The sequence below is a fragment of the Corynebacterium sp. LK31 genome, from assembly GCF_014335015.1.
Classification (GTDB): domain Bacteria; phylum Actinomycetota; class Actinomycetes; order Mycobacteriales; family Mycobacteriaceae; genus Corynebacterium; species Corynebacterium jeikeium_D.
In genome coordinates this window covers 26,697-45,749 of record NZ_PDGW01000004.1, presented here as the reverse complement: position 1 = coordinate 45,749, position 19,053 = coordinate 26,697, and the positions used below count along the sequence as shown (strand labels likewise).

The window sequence follows — 19,053 nt, the reverse complement described above, 5'->3', positions numbered from 1 at the left end:
GTTTGTATGATGCAAACGCGCTTTTTTGGTCTTAACCCCATCCGCGGCACGCTAGAATAGGAGCTGTTCAACAAACAGATACATCTCGCAGGCCCATTAAAGGGCCGACAAATAGGCGACAAGAGGATTGACTGCCATCGTGCGAAACGACGACCTAGCCGCGCTCGTTTACGAGAACATGCTGCTATCCCGGGTGAGCTCCAGCGGCTACCGACCACATCGCAAGGACATCCTGTTGGATCGCTCCGCCGCAGCACTACTGGCACGACTGGAAGCGCAGCCGGATATGACAGTCGCCGAGCTTTCCGATGCGCTGGGGCTGGACATTTCTACGGTGCACCGCCAGCTGGCCGCCGCCATGCGGCAGGGGTATATCGCGAAGAGACCCGCGCCGTCGTCAAGCGCGAAGGTGCATAGCGCGACCGACAAGGGGCTAGAGCTGCTGCACCGGGAAATCGAGGCGCGTAAGAAAACCGTCGATGACATTACGCATGGCTGGGAGGACTCGGAGCTCGCGGAGTTCGTGCGATTGATGCGCAAATTCAACGAAGGCGTGGAAGAAATGCGTGGTCATCCATGGCCTAGATAACCGCGGATGCCGGGGTCATGGAATACTTGAGGGCGTGGCTGAGAAAAAGAAGATTGCAAACGTCCTTGCTAACCGATACGCTTCTGCGACTCTGGCGGAGTTGTGGAGCCCTGAGTACAAGATCATCCTCGAGCGCAAGCTCTGGATTGCAGTTTTGAAGGCCCAGGTCGCCCGCGGAATTGAGGTTCCGGAGGGCACTATCGAGGCGTATGAGAAGGTCATCGACCAGGTTGACCTCGATTCCATTGCCGCCCGTGAGCGTATTACTCGCCACGATGTGAAGGCCCGCATTGAAGAGTTCTGTGAACTGGCTGGCACCGAGCACATTCACAAGGGAATGACCTCACGAGACCTGACTGAAAACGTCGAGCAGCTGCAGGTACTGGAGTCGTTGAAGGTTGTGCGTGACAAGGCTGTCGCTGTTGCTGCTCGCACCGCCGAGAAGGCCTCCGAGTACCAGTCGCTGGTCATGGCGGGTCGTTCCCACAACGTCGCCGCGCAGGCAACGACTCTGGGCAAGCGCTTCGCCTCCGCTGCGGACGAGATGCTGCTGGGGGTCGAGCGCGTAGAAGACCTGATCTCCCGCTACCCGCTGCGCGGCATCAAGGGCCCGATGGGCACCGCCCAGGACATGCTGGATCTGCTTGACGGTGACGAGTCCGCACTGGCCTCCCTGGAAAACGAAATCGCTGAAGGCCTCGGCTTCGACCGCGTCTTTGACTCCGTCGGTCAGGTTTACCCGCGCACCCTCGACTTCGACGCTCTGTCCGCGCTGGTCGAGCTCGGTGCAGGTCCGGCATCGCTGGCCACCACCATCCGCCTGATGGCCGGTAATGAGACCGTCACCGAGGGCTTCAAGGAAGGCCAGGTCGGCTCATCCGCCATGCCGCACAAGATGAACGCCCGCTCCTGTGAGCGCGTCCACGGTTTCCAGGTCATTCTGCGCGGCTACATGACCATGCTCTCCGAATACGCCGGTACTCAGTGGAACGAAGGCGACGTTTCCTGCTCCGTGGTTCGCCGCGTTGCACTGCCGGATGCTTTCTTCGCCATGGACGGCATGTTCGAAACCTTCCTCACCGTCCTGTCCGAGTTCGGTGCATTCCCGGCCATGATCGACCGTGAGCTGGAGCGCTACCTGCCGTTCCTGGCTTCCACCAAGATCCTCATGGCAGCCGTTCGCGCTGGTATGGGCCGCGAGGAAGCCCACGAGATCATCAAGGAGCACGCCGTCGCCACCGCACTGGATATGCGCGAAAAGGGTGCTGAGCAGAATCTCACTGAACGTCTCGCTGCAGATGAGCGTTTCCCGCTGGATGCCGCAGGGCTTGCCGACGCTCTGGCGAACCGCCATGCGTTCATCGGTGCCGCGGAATCCCAGGTTGACCGCGTAGTTGCACGTGTGCAGGCTGTCGTGGACAAGTACCCAGAGGCCGCGGCCTACAAGCCGGGCGAGATTCTGTAGCTTCGCGAGCGTCACGCGCGAAACGCGTAAACGCAAAAACGTAAAGACGTAAGGTCCCTTGAAAAACTCTGTCACGTTGGTGGCAGAGTTTTTCTTTGTTTGTTGGCGAAAGCACCAGTGAGCAGCCAAGTTCCTCGGTACGATGAGCGATAAGTATCGAAACCTCTACTCGAAAGGTGCCCGACGTGACATCGGCTGTTAGGACTTCGCTTTCTCGCCCAGGTGCCACATTGAATGTGCTGCGCTGGGTTCCAGAAAATGACAAGGGCGCGCCCATTACTCCTAAGGGAGTGGTGCAGATTGTCCACGGCATGGTCGAGTACGCCAACCGCTACGCCAAGTTCGCCGAGTACCTCGTATCCCAGGGCTATGCCGTCGTCGCGCACGACCATCGCGGCCACGGTATGACTAAGACGGATGCTGGCATCCCGGGCTACTTCGCTGACTACGGTGGCTGGAACTTGATTCTCGAAGACCTCCACGCGGTGCGCCAGTACGTTGATGTAGAATTCCCAGGTAGCAAGCACTATATTCTCGGCCACTCCATGGGGTCGCTTCTGACTCGTAACTACATCGCCAAGTACGGCGAGGGGCTCACCGGTGTCATTATCATGGGCACTGTGTCGTGGCCAGGGGCTAAGGGCGACGCGGGAATGAAGGTGGCAAACCTGCTGGCTAAGATTCGTCCTACCGCGCCGGGCAAGCTGCTCAACACTCTCACCTTTGCTGATTACAACAAGGACTTTGAGCGCCGCACTAAGTTTGATTGGCTCACCCGCGACCACAAGATTGTCGATGCTTATATTGCGGACGACAAGTGTGGTTTCGTTCCCACCAATGCCTTTTTCCGCGACCTTCTCGTCGGCACGCACTACGCGAACTCGCCTGAAGCCTATGAGAAAGCGCCTGATGAGCTGCCGCTTTTCGTGGTTTCCGGTGCCGTTGATCCGGCGGGTGGCGCTGCCTGTGTGACTGAGGTCGTGGGCAAATACCTGAACGCGGGCAAGAAGGACGTGCGCTTTAAGGTCTATCCGGATGGTCGCCATGAGATTCTCAACGAGTTGAATAAGGAAGAGGTCTACTCTGACATTGTGGCGTGGTTGGAGTCCCGCTAGGGGAGCTGGTTAATAGACAAAAAGTATGCCCGTTCGGTGGGGTCGACCGGTGGGCATCTTTTGCTACTTATCCCAATGCGAGTTACTGACTGCGTTTATGTCAGCGGCGGCGGGCCAATGCAAGTTACTGACTGCGTTTATGGCAAAAATGGCCTGAACCTACCGCCTGAAAGTGTCATAAACTCATACAGTTTCACATTTGCAGCCCGTAATCATATTTGGCACCCGTAATATTTGGGTCTGCCCAGTCATTATCTTGAGAATCAGACATACTTTTGTCATGTAACGTTCTTTTTACGCTTTCAGATTTACGCTTGAAGAAAAGGAACCGGCCACATGATCAGAAGAAGACAACTCTCGGCGGTCGTGCTCTCCATCTCCGTGTTGCTGGTGCTCGTAGGCTCTTTTGCGGGAATCACAACAGGGCGTGCACAGGCGCAAGAGGCCGCGAGTACTATCTCGCCAACCATGGTGATCCTGGATGCTTCAGGGTCAATGCTTGCCGACGACGCGGGCGGCCAGACCCGAATGGAGGCAGCGAAGACTGCCACGAGTAAGTTCGCGGGATCGGTGTCAGAGGACTCCGAAATTGGGTTCATGGTCTACGGCACGGAAGTTGGCAATTCGCCGGAGGAGCGGGAAGCTGGCTGTCAGGACATCACCACGCTGCTGCCCGTGCAGGCGGGTAACTCGGCGAAGATTCCTGCTGAAGTAGGAAAGGTCCAAGCCTCCGGCCACACCCCGATGGGGCCTGCGCTGCGTCAGGCTGCCGATGAGTTGCCGAAAGAAGGGCAACGTTCGATTGTGTTGGTCTCCGATGGTGAGGACACCTGTGCTCCGCCACCGGTGTGCGAGGTAGCCAAGGAACTCAAGCAGCAGGGCATTGACCTGGTCATCAACACAGTTGGTTTCCTTGTTGATGCAGGTGCACGTGCTGAACTGGAGTGCATTGCTGAGGCCACTGGCGGTGAGTACCTGGACGCCCAGGACTCCGATTCGCTGGCTGAGTCCATGAAGACGCTGGCGACCCGCACCGCACGCACCGCGCAGTCCAGCGCGCAAGAGATACAGGGTGGCGACGCTCCTACGAGCGCTACCCAGGTGCCTGCCGACGTGGAAACGTTCTCGACCAAGCTGCGGGAAAAGAATCCTGAGTCCGAGCGCAGCATCGGTAATCAGGAAGGCGACGGTGCTGAGTACTTCTCCGTCCCGGTTGCTGAGGGAGAGCGGCTTGCAATTAGTGCGGCTACCGTGCCGGGAGCGTCGTCAGGCGCGACGTTGATGGACCTAGATGTTCGCAACTTCGCGCTCACTATGCATTTGGATGACAGCAGTTGCTTCCTTGCCAATGATTTCGGCAATGGCATCATCGACTCCAATGGCCCCTTTTTCGCATCGATAACAACCAAGCAGTCCGGGGGCGCTGAGGGGGACTGTAAGCCGGGCAATATGGTGTTCTCCGTGGCTCGGAAAGGCGGCCCGTTTGAAGGCCAGGACATTCCTGCAGAGGTGACTATCAAGCGCTTCGCCAACGAAAACCTGACCGATGTGCCGGAGGCCTTCCCGTCCGACAAGGAGAGCTTGAACCCTCCACCCGCGACACCAGAGGTAGATCAGGCTAAGAAAGTCACCCCAGGTTCGTGGTTCGATGACGCCACGGAACTTACTGCCGACAGCATCAGCAGCGTCACGGCCGACATCGTTCCTGGTGAGACACACGTGTACAAGATCAAGTCCGAGTATGGGCAGCAGCTCCGCGGCGCCGTCAAACTCATTGACGCCCCAGAAGCGGACAAGCTTGCACAGATCTCCGGCCTGGATATCAAGACGCTGAACTCGGCACGCCAGCTCGCCGGCAGCGAGGAAAACCGTCCGGCCAATGAACACCAGATCGGTGAAGAGACTACATTTGGTAACTCGGCCCGGATTAACTATCGCAATCGGATCGGCGAAGATAGTGAAAAGTCGGGCGATTACGAGGCTGAAAGAGCCTGGTTGGATGGCGACCAGTACATCGTTGTCTTCTTCAACAACAGCTGGGGTGCCGGTCAATCCCACGATGTCGCGGGTGTTCAAAACGTCCCGGTGACTTACCAGCTGACCACGGAGTTGGTCGGCGAGAAGATTCCGGGCCCAGCTTTTGAACAGGTCGCGCACAAGTCGCCAAGTAGCGAGGCCCCGACTAGTAGCCAGCAGAATCCGAAGGGCACCGAAGAAAACGAGGATGACGGCTCTTCCAACATGATGTGGTTCTCTATTGGTGCAGTTCTGTTAGCCGTCGTCGGCGCGGCAATCGCGTTGACCCGTAAGTAACGCTAGAGCGTCCAGTACACGCCGAATCGGTCAGGCTTGACGACGGCTTCCGTGCCCTCGGCAACCTCAGCGCCTGTTAGGCCAAGCGCTTGGCAGGCGCTTTCGACCTCTTCGGCCGAATCGCTGGAGAGGCGCATCGCCACACCGTCGCCGAAGGTGAAATTGTGCATGCCCGGCGAGTCGAGCGTCATGAAATTCCCTGACCCGAAAAGCCGGTTGTATACCTCGGTGGCGGCGGCAGCCTGTGGTTCGTCGCCTGTCCACATGAAGTAGGGAATAACGGCGGGATTCGCTGTCTTTGCGGCAGCGTCCGTGCTTGCAGCCCCGCTGGTTAAGGAATCAATCATCAGTTGCCAGTTGACCCCATTGCCGTCGACCAACCAGCCAAAGAGCGGCGAGAAATCGTAGCTGGTCAGGGGCATGAGCGTAGCACCACCGCTGATGGTTTCATCACCCGCCATCAGATGCTCCCACAGTCTGCGCAGCTGGTTTTCCTGACCAGGGGCAAATCGCACCATAAAAGACACAGCGGGGGTTAATCGGCGGTTCCCGTTCTCAATGAGTTCAAAGTCCATCCCGCCGATGGTGAGCGTGGTGGAGTTGGGCTTGATGTTGGAGTGAAAACCTTCGGCGTAAAACCGCGCAGCGGCGCGGGGGTCGTCGTTAAGCGCGATCACGGCCGAGATAGAAACAGTCATGAAAATGAGCCTAACGACGAGCGCCTAACCGCGCAGAGAACGCAGCGTTTGATCCTAGTCAGTGAAGAATCTTCATACGGCGATATCCCCAGTAACGCTGCGCTGATTAGGGGATTTCAGTTAGTGGCGTGGGCTCTGCTCGCGAACTAGGTCTGCAAATCTGTTGATGTAGTCGCGAACAAAGTCCTCAGTGCTTGACGACGTGAATTCTCCTTGTTCGTCAATGAGTGTTGGCGATTGTCCCAGGAAGACCTCTGGCTGACCGAGCATCGGCATGTCGAAGTACGACAGCGCGAGTCGCAAGTTCTTCTGAGAGCTATAACCGCCCATACGGCCGACGGAGTGGCTGATAATTCCCGCGGGCAGGTTCTTCCATGCCACATCACCGTTGGGCTTAGATCCGATGTCAACGGCATTCTTCAGAGCTGCAGGAATTGTGCGGTTGTTTTCTGGGGTGACAAATAGGATGCCATCGCTGGCTTTAATGGTTTCCCGGAAACTGGTGTATTCCGCGGGAGTCGCAATATCGGACACTGCGGGGTCGTCGTAGTCGAAGTTGTAGAGAGGGAGGTCACGAATCTCGACGATGTCGACTTTGAAGTCATCGGGGAAGTACGTGGCTGCCTTGAGTGCAATCTTTCGTGCATAGGAGGCTCGACGCAAGCTTCCTACCAGGATAGAAATCTGTGCAGTCATGCGAATGTTCCTTTCTTAGGATGTATGGGGAAAGACGTGGATTTAGAAATCCCAGTCTTCATCTGCGGTGTCTTCGGCTTTTCCGATGACATATGCGGAGCCAGAACCGGAGAAAAAGTCGTGGTTTTCATCTGACCCCGGGGTGAGGGCGGCGAGAATCTCGGGCTTGAATGCGGTCTCATCATGGTTAAACCGCTGCGGGTAACCCAAGTTCATGAGCGCTTTGTTGGCGTTGTATCGAATGAAGTTGGCAACGTCGTCGTAAAGCCCGAGTGGTTGGTATAGGGCTTCGGAGTACCTTAGTTCGAGCTGGTATAGCTCGTCGAGAAGCTCGAAGACGAAAGCCTTCATCTGCGCTTGCGTGGCGCTGTCGTAGGTTTCTACGCCTCGCTGGAACTTGTAGCCGGAGTAATAGCCGTGAACAGCTTTGTCGCGCAGAATCAGGCGCACCATGTCGGCGGTGTTGGTCAGGATGCCTCGTGATGCGAAGTGCAGCGGGAGGTAGAAGCCGGCGTAGAGCGAGAAGGACGAAAGAAGCGTTGCTGCCGCCTTTCGCTTGAGCGGAACGTCGCCATAATAGTGTTTGAGCACAGCTTTTGACCGAGCCTGCAGGATGTCATTGGCGACTGCCCATTGGTAGGCAGCGTCGATGTCAGGGGTATTGGACAGCGTGGAAAATACTGAAGAATAGGACTTTGCATGCACTGCTTGCATGAAAGCGATATTCGTGTAGACGGCCTCTTCATGTTCTGTGCGGGCATCTTGAATTTGGGAAATCTCTCCGACAGACGCCTGGACTGTGTCGAGCATGGTCAGTCCGGTGAAGACCTTCATGGTCAGCTCGCGTTCTAGATCGGTGAGGCGTCGCCAGTCTGCAAGGTCATTGGACAGTGGGACTTTTTCGGGCAGCCAAAAATTTGCTGTTAGGCGATTCCACACTTCGAGATCTTTGTCATCGTGCACTCGGTTCCAGTTGATTGGCCGAAGGCGGGCAGCTGGGTCCTTGCGAAAAGACGGTGGCGTAGTTGAATAGCTGTAGATGTTCAAGAAGTAGCGCTCCTCCAGAATTTTTCCAGGCCCTCTTTGACGTTTTCCACATCGTGGTCTGTCCCCAGTAACTCGTAGTGGTATAGCTCCGGGACCTGGCATTTTGCAGAAATGATGGCTCCGGCTATGCAAAAGTCGGTGCCGAAATTTGTGTTGCCCGAGGTGATGACACCGCGGATGAAACTCCTGTTGGTTTCGTCGTTGAGAAAAGCGATGACCTGCTTAGGCACCGCGCGGCGCCGACATCCGCCGCCATAAGTCGGTGTGATCAGGACAAATGGGCTGCGAACGCGAATCATTCCGTCTTTTCGCGGATGTAACGGGATGCGTGCTGCTGGTTGAGCCAGCTTTTGGACGAACCGGTGAGTGTTTTCAGAAGCACTGGAGAAGTACACGATTCGGGGTGACTCCTCCGGTGGGAGTTCCGTGAAAGTCAGCGGCGTCTTCGATGATGAAGACACTCGATTACCTCCTATGTTCAATGGGTTGAACAATAACGTACAGGAGTGAACGTGGTGTCAACAAGGTGCTGCTTACGTAAGACTGAACGTGCTTAGTAATGCAATTGAGAAGTAAAGCCGCGGCTCTGTATTAACGGCAGAAAAATCCAGCAGTTGATTTTCAAGGCGAGAAAGATAGCGGGGCTGGCAGCGGGGGTGTCTCCCCAACGAGGGGAGGTAGATTCCAGAGGCCTCTCAGCGGAGCCAAACAGGGCAAACAAAAAGGCCGCGCTTTGGAATGAACCAGTCAACGAGATGACTGGGTTTCCAAAGTGCGGCCTTTTCTACAGCGCTTAGCATCAATGCGTTATGGAATAACTACAGATGCATAGCGAAATCCACTACTTCAGTGGGCGAACACTTCCGGTGAAGTGCGGACGCTTCTTCTTGCGGTCCCATGCGACGATTTTGACTGCGCGGCCAATGTTGGAGCTGCCATCAGTCAGATCGTGTGCGGCACCCGCGCCGTCACCGGTGTGGGTGAGGGCGACATTGATCGTGGTCGGCAGAACGACTGGTGCCCCGAAGGAAATCTGGAACTCGTATGGCTGACCCGGCAGAACCTGCGCCTCAGCCAGCGCGCGGGAGGCGGTGTACATGCCGTGTGCAATTGCTGCCGGCATACCCAGGGCCTTGGCGGAGACAGAGGTGATGTGAATCGGGTTCCAGTCACCGGAAACCTTGGCCCACTGGCGGCCAGTGTTGCCAGCTAGCTTCCACTGAGCGGTGGGGAAGGGAACCTTGAACTGCTCGCGTTTGATGGTCTCGGCGCCGGACTTGATGGCCTCACGCTGTGCCTGGACCTCTTCGAAGCCCTCGGCATCCTTCAGGCGAACGCCCTTGGCCAGATACACCGACTGCTCCTCGACCAAGGTGGCGCCGGATGTGGACGATGTAACAGTTGACTCCAGAACAACCTCAGTGCCCGAGCGGTGAGCGCGGAATGCGGCAACCTTCACCGCGATATCAACTTTGCCACCGAGTGTGACAGGCGAGATTTCGCGGTAGGTGTTCTCGGTGTGGACCAGGCCCATCATCGGCAGCGGGAAATCATCCGCAGCCATTAGCTCCATCTGGATGGGCATGATTAGGGCGTGGATGTGGCCGAAGAAAGCCTGTTCAGACTTCGGGGCGCCAACGACGTCGCGGAAGTCCTGGTCACGGTCGGCATCGACAGTGACGCCCTTGACCACTAGTTCATCGACCTTGATTTCGGTGGAGTTCGGGCGTTTCTTCGCCGAACCAGCAGCTGCCTTGGCGTAGAGCGGAACCAGATTGGGAATGGCATCCAGGGTCTTAGCCATAAGTTTTCCTCTTTCCTCCTTATCGGGAGCCTATGCGGAAGCCGCGACTTCGCTTAGGCGCCGACGATGTTCTGACCGCAGACGCGCAGGACGTGACCATTGACGCCGAGAGCGCGGTCGGAGACCAGGAAGGCGATTGCCTGGGCGACATCGCCCGGCTGGCCACCCTGCTGCAGCGAGTTCACGCGTCGAGCAACCTGGCGGTTGACGAACGGAATAGCAGCGGTCATGTCGGTCTCGATGAAGCCCGGAGCAACAGCGTTGATGTTGCCGCCGCGCTTAGCAAACTCCTCAGCGTAAGCCTCGACCATTGCGATAACGCCGGCCTTGGAGGTGGCGTAGTTGGTCTGGCCGCGGTTACCTGCGATACCGGAGGTGGAAGCCATGGTGGCAATACGCGGAGCCTTCTCGAAGGCCTTGTGGTTCAGCAGCTGCTCGTTCATCTTCAGCTGAGACTCGATGTTGACGGCGATGACCGAGCCCCACTTGGCGTCGTCCATGTTGGCGAACATCTTGTCGCGGGTGATGCCTGCGTTGTGGATGACGATGTCCAGGCGACCGTAGCGGGCCACAGCGGCATCGGCAATGGCGTTGCCGGCGTCGTCGGCAGTGATGTCCTGCTGCAGAGCCAGGCCACCGAGCTCGTTGGCAACCTTGGACAGAGCCTCGCCCGCCTGTGGAACGTCGATGACGATGACCTCTGCGCCGTCAGCCTTGAGCTGGCGAGCGATAGCGGCACCGATACCACGGGCGGAACCGGTGACAGCGGCAACCTTGCCAGCCAGCGGCTTATCCCAGTCGGACGGGATCTCGCCCGCGTCGGAGGTGACGCGGAGGAACTGGCCGTCGATGAAGGCCGAGCGGCCGGAGAGGAAGAAGTGCAGGGAGGAAATCACGGATGGCGCGGTGACCGAGACCCCCGGAGCAACGAGGATGCCGTTGGCGGTGGAGCCGCCACGAACCTCGTGGCCGAGGGAGCGAATCAGGCCCTCGATACCACCGGCGACAGCGTTCTCAGCGATCTCGGCCGGGGTTGCGTTGTGGTGAGCATCCTTGGCGCGGGAGACGGTGACGATGCGACCACCCTTGTCCAGCTTGCGCATGTGCTTTGCAGCAGCGAGCACTGGGCCCTGCAGCTCTGCCGGACGCTTGGCCTCAGTGGCGACGAGGACAATGGCACCAATCTTGTCGTCAGCGGCGTTGCCACGACGGACCTGCAGACCCCACTCAGCCAGCTGAGCTGCAACTGCGTCTGCATCTGCACCCTCGCCGGTGACGAGCACCTTGTCGTTGTTCAGCAGCGGACCGCCCGGCTTGTGGCGGCGCAGGAACGGTGGCTGCGGCAGGCCAGCGGCCTTAGCCAGTCCAGTGAGCGGACCACCGTTGACGAGTTCCTGGTACTTATCGGTCATGGAAAATTCTCCTTGAAAGTAAAAGTGTCTTTATCGGTGGTGCGCTTTTAGACGCGAGCCTCGAGAACTGCGACAACACCCTGGCCGCCCGCAGCACAAACGGAGATCAGGCCGCGAGTGGTCTTGCCGGTCTCGTCTGCCTTCTGACGCAGCATCTTGGCGAGGGCTGCCACAATGCGGCCGCCGGTAGCGGCGAATGGGTGGCCGGCTGCCAGGGAAGAGCCCTTGACGTTGAGCTTCTCGCGCGGGATGGAGCCCAGCGGGCCTTCCAGTCCAAGCTTGGTGCGGCAGAACTCCTCGTCCTCCCATGCCTTCATGGTGGACAGGACAGTGCCGGCGAAGGCCTCGTGGATCTCGAAGAAATCGAAGTCGTCGAAGGTCCAGCCGTTGCGGGCCAGCAGGCGCGGGGTGGCGTAAGCCGGAGCCATCAGCAGGCCCTCGTCGCCGTGGACGAAGTCGACTGCGGCTGCCTCGGAATCGACGACGTCGGCAAGCACCGGCAGACCGCGCTCAGCGGCCCACTCCGGGGTGGAGACGAGGACGGCGGAGGCGCCGTCGGTAAGCGGAGTGGAGTTACCGGCGGTCATGGTCGGCTCTGCTTCCAGACCGCGGCCGAAGACTGGCTTGAGCTTGGCCAGCTTCTCCGGGGTGGAGTCCGGGCGCATGTTGGTGTCGCGGGAAACGCCCTTGTACGGGGTGACGAGGTCAGTGAAGAAGCCCTCGTCGTAAGCGTTTGCCATGTTCTGGTGGGAAGCGGCGGCGAGCTCGTCCTGCTCGGCGCGGGTAACGCCCCACTTGGCGGTGGTGATTGCCTGGTGCTCACCCATGGACAGGCCAGTGCGTGGCTCGCCGGTCGACGGAGTGTCTGGAGCCAGGTCGGACGGACGAGCCTTCAGGAAGACCTTTGCCATGTCCAGAGTGGACTTCTGGCGGCTGGCCTCCAGCAGGATCTTGCGCAGACGGTCGTTGACAGCAATCGGAGCGTCGGAGGTGGTGTCCACGCCGCCGGCGATGGCGGAGTCAATCTGGCCCAGCTTGATCATGTTGGAGACAGAGTTGAGGGCTTCCATGCCGGTGGCACATGCCATCTGAATGTCGAAAGCCGGGGTGTCCGGCGCCAGTGCGGAGCCGAGGACACACTCACGGGTGAGGTTAAAGTCACGGGAGTGCTTCAGTACAGCGCCGGCGGAGACTGCGCCGAGGCGCTCGCCGCCGATACCGAAGCGAGCGACGAGACCGTCGATTGCGGCGGTCAGCATGTCCTGGTTCGACTCGTTAGCGTATTCCTTGTTAGAACGAGCGAACGGAATGCGGTTACCACCGACGACGACTGCGCGGCGCAGAGAGTTATTGTTGGCCTGAGCTGCCATGTGATTGTTCCCTTCAAAATCCTTGAAGTGTGACGTGAATTACTAAATTTAGACAATACTGGTATCGGTGTTTTCTGTCACGTTTTTAGAAATATTTTTGTCCAGTCATCTACCGAGCGGGGGAGGTGAGGGGCAAACACCGTCGTCCACCTGTGAAAAATTCGATGGGCAGCACTCCGGAATCTCAAAAGTTTTCCCGCTTGACGACGGTAATTGCGTCAATCCCCACTAGTTGGGGTGGCGGCCGGAGGTATCAATAGAGTGCAAAGGCGTATAGGGGTTTAGACTTTATCGCCATGCGACCTGAACTTTCCTCGTATAACCATCTTTCCGCGGGCAAGGTCCGGGAAATCTACGAGATTGACCCTGAGACTCTGCTGCTTGTGGTCAGTGACCGTATTTCTGCCTTCGACCACATTCTGGAGACCCCGATTCCTGACAAGGGTCGAGTGCTCACCGCGATGAGCGTGTTCTTCTTCGATGAGATTGACTTCCCGAACCACATGGCTGGCCCGGCTGACGATGAGCGCATTCCGGAGGAGTGCCTAGGTCGTGCGCTGGTGTGCAAGAAGCTGGACATGCTGCCATTCGAGTGCGTCGCACGTGGCTACCTGACAGGCTCTGGCCTGGTCGAGTACAAGGAAAACGGCACTGTCTGTGGCATTGAGCTGCCAGAGGGCCTCGTCGAGGGCTCCAAGTTGCCAGAACCGATTTTTACCCCGGCCACCAAGGCTGAGCTGGGCGAGCACGACGAGAATGTCTCCTTCGACGCCGTTGTGGAGTCCCTGGGGCAGAAGCGCGCCGAAGAGCTTCGCGATGCCACCCTGCGCATCTACTCCCAGGCTGCTGAACTGGCTGCTAAGCGCGGCATCATCCTGGCCGACACCAAGTTTGAGTTCGGCCTCGACTCCGACGGCAACCTGGTGCTGGCCGACGAGGTTCTCACCCCGGACTCCTCCCGCTACTGGCCAGCCGACTCCTACCAGGAGGGTTCGGTTAACCCGAGCTTCGACAAGCAGTACGTCCGAAACTGGCTGACCTGCTCCAAGTCCGGCTGGAAGAAGGACGAGGGCACTCCGCCGCCGGCGCTGCCGGGTAGTGTTGTGGAAGCAACTCGCGAGCGGTACGTCGAGGCCTACGAACGACTGTCGGGCCGCCGCTTCTCGGACTGGATTGGAGAACCTGCGTGAGCGAAGTGACCTTGGACTCGGCATCCGTCGGCAAGCCTGCAAAAAAGGATTTGCCCGCACCCCGTGCACAACGGAAGCCGGTGACTCGGTCCTTCCACGGAAGGGACTTCACCGATAACTTCGAGTGGCTCCGCGATAAGGAAAACTCCGAGGTTATCGACTACCTAGAGGCTGAAAATGCCTATACGGAGGCTTTTACCTCCGATCTTGACGGCACCGCGGACGCGATTTTTAAGGAGATCAAGTCGCGCGTGCAGGAGACCGACATGTCGGTCCCAACTCGCCTTAACGGCTGGTGGTACTACTCGCGCACGCAGGAGGGCAAGTCCTACGGGATGAGCTGTCGCGTGCGTGCGGAGGCCGGTGACGGTCTTGCCGCGTGGACGCCGCCGACCATCGCCGACGATGCCCCAGCACCAGGAGAACAGGTCATCCTGGATGCCAACGAGCTGGCCGAAGGCCATGATTTCTTCGCCCTCGGCGCAGCGAGCGTCTCCGCGGACGGCAATCTGCTGGCCTATTCCACCGACGTCACAGGCGACGAACGCTACACGCTGCGCGTAAAGGATCTGCGCACGGGTGAACTGCTTGATGACGAAATTGCGGGCATCGCCGCAGGTGCTACCTGGGTCGGCTCCGAGTGGATCTTCTACCAGAAGGTCGACGAAGCCTGGCGGCCGGATTCCGTGTGGCGTCACCGCGTGGGCACCTCCACCGAGGATGATGTCTGTGTCTTCCATGAGCCCGATGAGGCCTACTGGGTTGGAGTCGGCACGGTACGCAGCGAAAAGTACCTGATTATTGAGAGCTCCTCGAAGATTACTTCCGAGGTTTGGTACCTGGACGCCAGTGACCCGACCGGTGAGTTCACCTGCGTGCGCCCGCGTGAGGCCGGTGTTGAATACGACATCGATCACGCCGTCATTAGCGGCCGGGATATGTGGCTGATTACACACAATATGACTGGTTCGAACTTCGCACTGGCCATGGTGCCGGCGGGGTCTTTCGACAGCATTTCGGATCTCACTGAGCTGGTTCCGCACCGCGATGACGTCCGCGTTGAGGGCGTCGACTGCTTCGCTGGGCACATCGCGTTTGGTTACCGTCGTGGCGGTATTGGCCGTGTGGCGCTGGCGGTATTGGGTCAGGATGAGGATGGTGCTGGCTCCGCTGGTGATGCCTCTGATACAAGCCATGCTGCTGCTCCAGTGCCAGCGTCCGCTGTGAACTTCGTCGAGCTCGACTTCGACGAAGAGCTCTACTCTGCAGGCACTACCGGCAATGCTGAATGGGACACCCCGGTGTTGCGCTACGCTTACGGCTCCTTCACCACGCCGTCGCAGCTTTGGCAGATTGATATTGCCTCGGGCAAGCGGGTGCTGCTCAAGGAGCAGAAGATTCGCGGGGAGTTTAATCGCGGTGATTACGTCGCCAAGCGTGAATGGGTGACTGCAAGCGATGGCGCCCAGATTCCGGTATCGATTATCCACCGCGCGGACCTGGACCTGAGCAAGCCGAATCCGACGCTGCTCTACGGCTACGGTTCCTATGAAGCCTCGATGGATCCGGGCTTTTCCATCGCGCGACTGTCGCTGCTGGATCGTGGGATGATCTTTGTCATTGCACACGTCCGCGGTGGTGGCGAGATGGGCCGTGGCTGGTGGGAGAACGGTCGCGCAACCACGAAGAAGAACACATTCACTGACTTCGTCGCCGTCGCTGACTACCTGCTGGATTCTGGGTGGACCACACGCGAGCAGCTGGTAGCACTCGGCGGTTCGGCGGGCGGCATGCTGATGGGCGTGGTCGCGAACATTGCTGGCGATAGGTTCGCGGGCATTCAGGCCGTGGTCCCGTTTGTCGACTGCCTGACATCCATGCTGATGCCAGAGCTGCCGCTGACCGTGGTGGAGTGGGATGAGTGGGGCGATCCCTACCACGACCCGGAGGTCTACGACTACATGGCCTCCTACGCGCCGTACGAGAACATCTCGGCCGATGCGAAGTACCCGAAGATTCTCGCGATTACTAGTTTGAACGACACTCGCGTGCTCTATGTGGAGCCGGCAAAGTGGATTGCCAAGCTGCGCGAGGTTGTCGGAGGTCAGCCGGGGCAGTTCCTGCTCAAGACCGAGATGTCCGCTGGTCATGGTGGTGTTTCCGGTCGTTACGAACGTTGGCGTCAGACTGCCTTCGAGTACGCCTGGATTGTCCACACTGCTGGTGCGGTGGAGTAACGGCATGGATATGCGCACGCTGCTGGCAGCGCAGGGTTTTGACACCGATTCGCTTTCCGACGATCAGTTGGCCGTCTACCACACCCTTTTTCGGCGGCGGGATGTGCGCCGCGAATTCGCCGGAGAAGTGGTGGACAGGGAGCGATTGATGCGCGTGTTGGCAGCGGCCCACGCCGCCCCATCGGTGGGGCTGTCCCAACCATGGGACTTTCATATCATTCAGAGCCCGGACCGCCTGCGGCAGTTTGCCGACCACGTAGCCGGACGCCGCGCTGAATTCGCGGCCAAGCTCGAAGGCGAGCGGCGTGAGACCTTCAATCCGATTCAGATTGAAGGAATTGTGGACTCGGGAACGGGCATCGTCGTCACCTATGACCCGACCCGTGGCGGCAAGAACATTCTCGGCCGCGACACCGTCGATGACACCGGCCTCATGTCAGTCGCGCTGGCTATTCAGAATCTGTGGCTGGCTGCTACGGCAGAGGGGCTCGGCGTCGGCTGGGTCAGTTTCTACCATGAGGATTTCCTGGCTGACTTTGTCGGTGTCGAGGCACCCGTGCGCCCGGTGGCCTGGCTGTGCATTGGTCCAGTAACGCACCTGGCCGAGGAGCGTGACTTGGAGAAGTTCGGTTGGCGCAAGGGACTGGCGCTCGATGAGGTCGTGCATTGGGGATAATCCGCGCTGCAGACGCACATTGATGCCCTGCATGGCGCTTATCTGAACTCTTATTTGAAAGGCCTCTGAGTATTCTCCAAGCCTTGTCCTCTCCGTTACCAAAAATTTACATACGCCTGTTTTTGTTGAATCCATGGCAGGCAGTGGGGTGCAAGAACAGATTCGGACGACCGACCAGGTCATTCGTCCAGCGGGCAAAGAGCTCGTAACTGTTGACGGTGGTGAGTTCGGTTCGCCGCTTTTGGTGTCGGTGTCGGGTTTGCGCGATGGCACGTTGCTCGACGTCGCTCGTTTCGTGGCAGCGATGGAACAGCGTGGTATTACACCGTCTCTGCTGGTAGCGCCGCATGCGGGTAAAAACTGGTCGTTGCGGGAAGCTCCGGCGGTGCTGGATTGGCTCCGCCGTCGTAGTGATGACGGCATCGAGATTATTCTCGCGGGGTTCGATCAGTCAGTTCGAGGCCGGGGCGCGGAATTTGCGTCGTTAAGCGAACATGAAGCGCGTTTGCGCCTGACTGCCGCAACGCGCCAGATGCGTGCGATGGGTTTTGAGACGGACGTCTTTGCACCGCCGAAGTGGACCATGTCGCCAGAGACCATGAACGTGCTGCCGGAGCTGGGCTTCCGTGTGGCAGCGGACCGAAATGGTGTCCGCGACCTGACCACTGGTGCTGTTGATCCGACTCGCGTGCTGGCTATCGGCGAGGGCTTTGGCGGCGCCGGTTGGTGGCGCCGTGCGGTGCGCTCCTCGGTGCAGCGCTCGCTGGAGAAGGGCCGCGCGGTGCGCATCTCCGTCAACGCTTCGAAACTGCGGGAGCACAAGCTGCGCCAGGATGTTGTCGGCATCATTGACCAGGCGGTCGATGGGGGTGCGCAGCCGGTCAACCACTCTTCGGTGCCGCTGGGCCGCGAGCTCTTTGAAGGTATGGAGCAGGTCGGCTAGTCGCTACCTCTGACGGCTATCGGGGGACTGCCCTAGTGTGGGGTTTATGAGCAATCTCTTCGACATCCCAGTGACCACCATCGACGGCAACGAAGCAACGATGAATGACTGGGCAGGCCACGTTCTGCTTATCGTCAACACCGCCTCGGAGTGCGGTTTCACGGATCAGTACGACGATCTGCAAGGACTTTTCGACGAATTCGCACCCCGTGGCTTCTTCGTTCTCGGCTTCCCCTGCAATCAGTTCGGTGGGCAAGAGCCCGGCAACGCCGAGGAAATCAAGCAGTTCTGCCAGCGCGAATTCGGCGTTACCTTCCCGCTCTTCCAAAAGACGAAGGTCAACGGCGATGGCGCGCACCCACTGTACAAGCTGTTGAAGGAAACCCCGGACGCCGACGGCGAGGCTGGGGATGTGAAGTGGAACTTCGAAAAGTTCGTTGTCTCGCCCGAGGGTGAGGTCATCGGCCGTTTCCGCTCCAAGGTCTCGCCTGACGACGACGCTCTGCGCGACCTCATCGAGGAAAACTTGCCTATTTAAACTTGGCTATTTGGTGGCGTCCAGCGGTGCCCGCTCGAAGTAGCCCGTGGCACCGTAGCCCACGATGCCACCTCGGTTGCGCAGGGTCATGCTAGCTAGACCGACCTTGCCAAGCTCATCGCCACCGATGGTGACCCAGTCACCCTGAACCGCGACAACCATGTTGGCGTGCACCCCAATGCCTGCGGGGTAGCGGTAGAAAATGATGTCACCCACCTGAGGAGAGAAGTCCTTGTCGGTGACGAAAGCATCATGTGTCTTGTAGGCATCCATGAGCTGTTCGACATCCGTAACCAGCCATGGGTTCTCGGTTGCGGCAGCCGAATCCTCGGGCGTATCAAAGACCGGAACACCCGCGGACGCGAGCAGCAATGACAAGAATGGCGCAGTCCAGGAACCGGAGCAGTCGACCGTGTTGCCGAATGCGTCAAGGTTTGGATTCAGTTTCGAAGTCTCGTTCGCAGCCGCAGGTGCAGAACCCGGCCTGGTGGCAGCAGCGGCGGCGACGGCATCTGCATCAGCAGTTGGGTCTGCGTCTGAATTCGGGTGCTCGCCGACCTTGGGGATAACGCTGCGGATGTCGTCATCAGTAGCGCCACACGCCAGGCCGAAGTAAACCTCAGGGGAGGGCTGCTCCTCGTACTGATAGCGCGCAACATCCTTCAGAGCCTGCTGATAGTAAGGGCGGTCTGCCTCGGTGCGGGGGAACGTGCCACCACGCCACGCTAGAACATTGATAGGACCGAAGAGCGTGAACCACCCGGCGAAGAGGAATACCGCCGTCAGTACCAGGATGGACACAGGCGGGATAGCGGCGCGAACACGTTGCAGCATGCTCGGTGAGGATGCGTTCTCCTGGCCGTCGTCAAGCGATGGTGAGGAAGACTCAGACCGTGCTGCGTGAGGCTGCTGTGCGGGTACAGGCGCGGGTGAATCGGTGGTCATATCTTCCCAGGATAG

17 protein-coding genes are annotated in these 19,053 nt (G+C 58.9%); 9 read left to right on the top strand and 8 right to left on the bottom strand.

Annotated features, from left to right (window positions below):
* The first annotated feature begins 139 nt into the window (after nt 1-139).
* The 4 genes from CRD18_RS00290 (at nt 140) to CRD18_RS00275 (ending at nt 5,482) form a co-directional block, all read left to right on the top strand.
* On the top strand, nt 140-589 hold the full coding sequence (locus CRD18_RS00290) for a MarR family winged helix-turn-helix transcriptional regulator (RefSeq protein WP_070827681.1): 450 nt from the start codon (nt 140-142) through the stop codon (nt 587-589).
* A 34-nt stretch (nt 590-623) separates the two neighbouring features.
* Nucleotides 624-2,054 carry an adenylosuccinate lyase gene (gene purB / locus CRD18_RS00285; protein ID WP_070827668.1) on the top strand — a complete coding sequence of 477 codons (1,431 nt, stop codon included), beginning with the start codon at nt 624-626 and terminating at the stop codon, nt 2,052-2,054.
* 185 nt (nt 2,055-2,239) lie between these two features.
* Nucleotides 2,240-3,169: an alpha/beta fold hydrolase gene (locus tag CRD18_RS00280; protein ID WP_070827666.1), complete on the top strand. Its 930-nt coding sequence runs from the start codon at nt 2,240-2,242 to the stop codon at nt 3,167-3,169.
* A gap of 336 nt (nt 3,170-3,505) precedes the next feature.
* On the top strand, nt 3,506-5,482 hold the full coding sequence (locus CRD18_RS00275) for a VWA domain-containing protein (RefSeq protein WP_070827664.1): 1,977 nt from the start codon (nt 3,506-3,508) through the stop codon (nt 5,480-5,482).
* A gap of 2 nt (nt 5,483-5,484) precedes the next feature.
* Here the strand turns inward: CRD18_RS00275 and CRD18_RS00270 are convergent, their stop codons facing one another.
* The 7 genes from CRD18_RS00270 to CRD18_RS00240 form a co-directional block, all read right to left on the bottom strand.
* Nucleotides 5,485-6,180, bottom strand: a complete 696-nt coding sequence (locus tag CRD18_RS00270; protein WP_049173075.1) for a VOC family protein — start codon at nt 6,178-6,180, stop codon at nt 5,485-5,487.
* A 120-nt stretch (nt 6,181-6,300) separates the two neighbouring features.
* A complete protein-coding gene (locus tag CRD18_RS00265) occupies nt 6,301-6,876 on the bottom strand; it encodes an NADPH-dependent FMN reductase (protein WP_016421405.1) in 576 nt (191 codons plus the stop codon).
* Between the two features lie 42 nt (nt 6,877-6,918).
* Nucleotides 6,919-7,923 (bottom strand): class 1b ribonucleoside-diphosphate reductase subunit beta, encoded by a 1,005-nt coding sequence (gene nrdF, locus CRD18_RS00260; protein WP_076773175.1) that lies wholly within the window; start codon nt 7,921-7,923, stop codon nt 6,919-6,921.
* Nucleotides 7,920-8,384, bottom strand: coding sequence for a class Ib ribonucleoside-diphosphate reductase assembly flavoprotein NrdI (nrdI, locus tag CRD18_RS00255; RefSeq protein WP_016421403.1), 465 nt, complete (start codon nt 8,382-8,384; stop codon nt 7,920-7,922). The genes nrdF and nrdI overlap by 4 nt, the downstream gene beginning before the upstream one ends.
* A 380-nt stretch (nt 8,385-8,764) precedes the next feature.
* Nucleotides 8,765-9,727, bottom strand: coding sequence for a MaoC/PaaZ C-terminal domain-containing protein (locus CRD18_RS00250; RefSeq protein ID WP_048732091.1), 963 nt, complete (start codon nt 9,725-9,727; stop codon nt 8,765-8,767).
* A gap of 53 nt (nt 9,728-9,780) precedes the next feature.
* Nucleotides 9,781-11,139 (bottom strand): 3-oxoacyl-ACP reductase, encoded by a 1,359-nt coding sequence (locus tag CRD18_RS00245; protein WP_049173074.1) that lies wholly within the window; start codon nt 11,137-11,139, stop codon nt 9,781-9,783.
* A 47-nt stretch (nt 11,140-11,186) separates the two neighbouring features.
* Nucleotides 11,187-12,509, bottom strand: coding sequence for an acetyl-CoA C-acetyltransferase (locus CRD18_RS00240; protein ID WP_016421400.1), 1,323 nt, complete (start codon nt 12,507-12,509; stop codon nt 11,187-11,189).
* A 296-nt stretch (nt 12,510-12,805) separates the two neighbouring features.
* On the opposite strand from CRD18_RS00240, the gene CRD18_RS00235 reads away from it, so the two are divergent.
* From CRD18_RS00235 to CRD18_RS00215, 5 genes are all read left to right on the top strand, one after another.
* On the top strand, nt 12,806-13,699 hold the full coding sequence (locus tag CRD18_RS00235; protein ID WP_049173073.1) for a phosphoribosylaminoimidazolesuccinocarboxamide synthase: 894 nt from the start codon (nt 12,806-12,808) through the stop codon (nt 13,697-13,699).
* Between the two features lie 5 nt (nt 13,700-13,704).
* Complete coding sequence (locus CRD18_RS00230; RefSeq protein ID WP_370550859.1) at nt 13,705-15,936, top strand: S9 family peptidase; 2,232 nt, start codon at nt 13,705-13,707, stop codon at nt 15,934-15,936.
* 4 nt (nt 15,937-15,940) lie between these two features.
* The gene (bluB, locus tag CRD18_RS00225; protein WP_048732096.1) at nt 15,941-16,612 is read left to right on the top strand and encodes a 5,6-dimethylbenzimidazole synthase; all 672 of its coding nucleotides are present in this window, start codon (nt 15,941-15,943) and stop codon (nt 16,610-16,612) included.
* Between the two features lie 133 nt (nt 16,613-16,745).
* Nucleotides 16,746-17,555: a polysaccharide deacetylase family protein gene (locus CRD18_RS00220; protein ID WP_222865215.1), complete on the top strand. Its 810-nt coding sequence runs from the start codon at nt 16,746-16,748 to the stop codon at nt 17,553-17,555.
* 46 nt (nt 17,556-17,601) lie between these two features.
* Nucleotides 17,602-18,093: a glutathione peroxidase gene (locus CRD18_RS00215; RefSeq protein WP_187406418.1), complete on the top strand. Its 492-nt coding sequence runs from the start codon at nt 17,602-17,604 to the stop codon at nt 18,091-18,093.
* Nucleotides 18,094-18,099: 6 nt separating this feature from the next.
* Here the strand turns inward: CRD18_RS00215 and CRD18_RS00210 are convergent, their stop codons facing one another.
* Nucleotides 18,100-19,038: a hypothetical protein gene (locus CRD18_RS00210; RefSeq protein WP_224433711.1), complete on the bottom strand. Its 939-nt coding sequence runs from the start codon at nt 19,036-19,038 to the stop codon at nt 18,100-18,102.
* Between the last annotated feature and the right edge of the window lie 15 nt (nt 19,039-19,053).